Origin of the sequence: Moraxella lacunata (assembly GCF_002027545.1) — a bacterium.
GTDB classification, from domain to species: Bacteria; Pseudomonadota; Gammaproteobacteria; order Pseudomonadales; family Moraxellaceae; genus Moraxella; species Moraxella lacunata.
This window is the reverse complement of record NZ_MXAN01000105.1, coordinates 1-3,627: the sequence shown is the minus strand read 5'-3', so window position 1 is coordinate 3,627 and position 3,627 is coordinate 1. Positions and strand designations below refer to the sequence as shown.

Genomic DNA, 3,627 nt, shown 5'->3' with positions numbered 1-3,627 from the left:
ATTAGGGTTAATACAACCACTTGCAACAACCTAACCTTTAATCTTATGTCTAAGATTTGGGGGTCGGTTCAAGGTGAGCGGTGCTCTCTTTCCAGTATTTACCAATCAAAGATTATTTATCATTTTTCACTTCGGTAAACTCAGCATCTACCACGCCGTCATCGGCAGGTTTGGCTTGCTGTGCTTGACCTGCGTCTGCACCGCCTTGCTCTTGGCTATAAATCTTGGTGCCGATTGGCAAGAATGCGTTATCAAGGGCTTCTAGCTTGGCTTTGATTGCGTCCACGTCATCTTCTTTGGTCGCAAGTTCTAGCTCACTGATTGCCGTTTCTACCGCTTGTTTTTCTTCATCGGTCGCTTTATCGCCGTTTTCTTTTAGGGCTTTTTGTACCCCTGCGATACGTCCGTCCGCTTCGTTACGCACGCCCGCAAGCTCGGCAAACTTCTTATCCGCTTCGGCATTGGCTTCGGCATCACGCACCATTTGTTCAATCTCTTCGTCCGTCAAACCGCTGTCGGCTTTGATTTGGATAGATTGTGATTTGCCCGTTCCCTTGTCCTTAGCAGAGATGTTCATGATACCGTCTGCGTTGATGTCAAAGGTAACTTCAATCTGTGGCACGCCACGGGGTGCAGGCGGAATGTCGGTTAGGTCAAAGTTGCCCAAAAGTTTGTTTTGGTTGGCAATCTTACGCTCGCCTTGATACACCTGAATGCTGACGGCAGGTTGGTTGTCGGCAGCGGTTGAGAACACTTGTGATTTTTTGGTAGGAATCATCGTGTTTTTCTCAATGATTGCCGTCATCACGCCACCCATGGTCTCAATGCCTAGGGTCAATGGAGTTACGTCAAGTAGCAACACGTCTTTTTTGTCGCCAGAGAGTACTGCACCTTGGATAGCAGCACCGATTGCCACCGCTTCATCAGGGTTCACGTCTTTTCTTGGCTCTTTGCCAAAAAATTCTTGCACTTTTTGCTGAACCAGTGGCATACGGCTTTGACCACCCACCAAAATCACGTCATCAATGTCGGAAGCCGACAGACCTGCGTCTTCTAGGGCGATTTTACATGGGGCAATCGTGCGAGCCACCAGCTCTTCGGTCAAGGCTTCTAGTTTGGCACGGCTGATTGTTACCACCAAGTGCTTAGGGCCTGTGGCATCTGCGGTGATGTACGGCAAGTTTACTTCGGTAGATGTTGAGCTTGACAGTTCAATTTTGGCTTTTTCGGCAGCTTCTTTTAGGCGTTGCATGGCTAGCGGGTCGCCTTTTAGATTGACGTTTTGCTCTTTTTTGAACTCGTCCACAAGGTAGTCAATCAAAGCAATGTCAAAGTCTTCACCGCCTAGGAACGTATCGCCGTTGGTAGATAGCACTTCAAACTGCTGTTCGCCGTCCACGTCCGCAATCTCAATGATAGACACGTCAAAGGTACCACCACCTAAGTCATAGACAGCAATGGTGCGGTCGCCTTCTTTTTTGTCAAGACCAAAGGCAAGGGCGGCAGCGGTTGGCTCGTTGATGATACGCTTAACATCAAGCCCTGCGATACGTCCTGCGTCTTTTGTGGCTTGACGCTGGGCATCGTTAAAGTAAGCAGGGACGGTAACCACCGCTTCGGTTACGGTTTCGCCAAGATAATCTTCGGCGGTTTTTTTCATTTTTTTCAAAACTTCAGCAGAGATTTGTGGCGGTGCTTGTTTTTTACCGTTCACTTCCACCCACGCATCGCCATTGTCGGCCTTGACGATTTTGTAAGGCACAAGACCGATGTCTTTTTGAACCGCTTGTTCGTCATAACGGCGACCGATAAGACGTTTTACGGCAAATAGGGTGTTTTGTGGGTTGGTAACTGCTTGGCGTTTGGCAGATTGACCAACTAGGGTCTCACCGTCTTTGAATGCCACGATAGAAGGCGTGGTTCTGGCACCTTCTGCGTTCTCAATGACTTTGACGTTGCCATTTTCTAGGACTGCCACACAAGAGTTGGTTGTACCTAAGTCAATACCGATAACTTTACCCATGATTTTTCTCCGATTTGTTAAGTGAATTTTTGGCAAGTTGATAAATTAAAAACTGTTCAAGTGAGCTTGTTAAGCTTGTTGGTTTTAAATTTGGTTTTGCCAAACTTGCTGTGTTATATTTGTGTCAAATTTGGATTTTCAAGAGAAAATTTGACAAATTTTTTAAAAAATTTTTTGTAAAAATTTTGTTTTAAGCCATTGAAATTTAAAACAAAATCCATAGGCGTTGATAAAATTTTACCTATGTGTTTTTTATGATTTTCCCAGTAGGGGCGAATTGCAATTCGCCCACATAGGCACAAAATCAAATGTGGTAGTAGTCTAGAAAGTATGCTGAACTAGGTTTTCCGTTCACCCTGAGCTTGTCGAAGGGTAGGAAAACCGTTATGGTTCGACAAGCTCACCACGAACGGTTTTCCTTGTAGCATACTTTTTGAACCAGAGCCATCAAACGTTTAAGGGCAAGGCTATGCCCCCACCAATACCATTGCAGGGCGTAACGTACGTTCATTTAGCGTATAACCCTTTTGCAATACTTGCCCAATGGTGTCCTTTTCGGCATCAGGGAAAATACCCACCGCTTCGTGCAAATCAGGGTTGAAACTCTCGCCAATCTCGCCCACGGCAACCACGCCATTACGTTCTAGGACGCTAAGCAAAGATTTGTGGGTTAAGCGTAAGCCTTCCAAAACGCTCTCATCTGCCCCTGCTTTTTCGCTAGCTTCTAGACCACGCTCCAAGTTATCCACCACGTCAAGCAGTTCTTTGGCGAACTTTTGTAGGGCGAATTTTTTTGCCTTTTCGGTTTCTTGCTCCATACGGCGTTGGGTGTTGTAGCTCTCGGCATTGGCACGAGCCTGTGCTTCTTTGGCTTCTTTGACTTCGGCTTCAAGCGTTTCAATGGTAGCAATCAGTTTGGTAAGCTCGTCCGTCTCTGCCTGTTCGGTTTGCTCATTTTCGTTTAGGATTGGCTCTTGTTCGCTCATGGTGTTCTCCAAATGGGATAAAATTCCCCTTATTGATAAAGGTTATGGGGCAAAATTTCAAGGGAGAATGTCGGTTTGGGTAAAAATTTTGTTATAATGGGGCAAAATGCAATTAGGATATGCCATGCTGATTTTAGACCTACCGCCCAGCGTAGAACAAACGCTCATCGCCCACGCTCACGCCCAAGATTTAAGCGTAAGCCAATACGTCCAAAACCTATTGCCAAAAGCCGACCAATCCAACCAAGACCCCCATGAAAATTTGGCATGGGAACATGGTAAGGAATTGTTTGGTTGTTGGGAAAGTCATGACGGCACATTAAGTCAAAATGTCAAAAAATTAGTCCTACAAAAGGTATTGGAAAAGCATGGCAAAAATATGCCATAAAATTGATTAGACTTCTTTCCAAACCCTGATTTTTATGGATTTTTAAAAACTTCAACCCCAATACTTATAAGGGTTTATTTTTAGTTTGGAAAGAGATTTATTAAAAAATGGGTTTTGGTTCAAAAAGTATGCTAATAGACTTCTTTCCAAACCAAGATTTTTTTGGATTTTTAAAAACTTCAACCCTGGTATTTATAAGGGTTTACGTTTAGTTTGGAAAAAGCTCTAAT

General features: G+C 44.6%; 3 protein-coding genes. 1 reads left to right on the top strand and 2 read right to left on the bottom strand.

Going from position 1 to position 3,627, the window contains the following annotated elements; genetic code table 11:
- Positions 1 to 112: 112 nt before the first annotated feature.
- Entirely contained in the window at positions 113 to 2,023 is a 1,911-nt protein-coding gene (dnaK, locus tag B5J94_RS12840) for a molecular chaperone DnaK (RefSeq protein ID WP_062501581.1), read from the bottom strand.
- 467 nt (positions 2,024 to 2,490) lie between these two features.
- The gene (gene grpE, locus B5J94_RS12835) at positions 2,491 to 3,009 is read right to left on the bottom strand and encodes a nucleotide exchange factor GrpE (RefSeq protein ID WP_062501731.1); all 519 of its coding nucleotides are present in this window, start codon (positions 3,007 to 3,009) and stop codon (positions 2,491 to 2,493) included.
- 106 nt (positions 3,010 to 3,115) lie between these two features.
- Between grpE and B5J94_RS12830 the strand changes: the two genes are divergently transcribed.
- A complete protein-coding gene (locus B5J94_RS12830; RefSeq protein WP_062501733.1) occupies positions 3,116 to 3,397 on the top strand; it encodes a hypothetical protein in 282 nt (93 codons plus the stop codon).
- The last annotated feature ends 230 nt before the right edge of the window (positions 3,398 to 3,627 follow it).

Coding starts and splice junctions, on each gene's coding strand:
- B5J94_RS12830 (WP_062501733.1), top strand. CDS start 3,116: ATGCAATTAGGATATGCCATGCTGATTTTAGACCTACCGCCCAGCGTA.
- dnaK (WP_062501581.1), bottom strand. CDS start 2,023: ATGGGTAAAGTTATCGGTATTGACTTAGGTACAACCAACTCTTGTGTG.
- grpE (WP_062501731.1), bottom strand. CDS start 3,009: ATGAGCGAACAAGAGCCAATCCTAAACGAAAATGAGCAAACCGAACAG.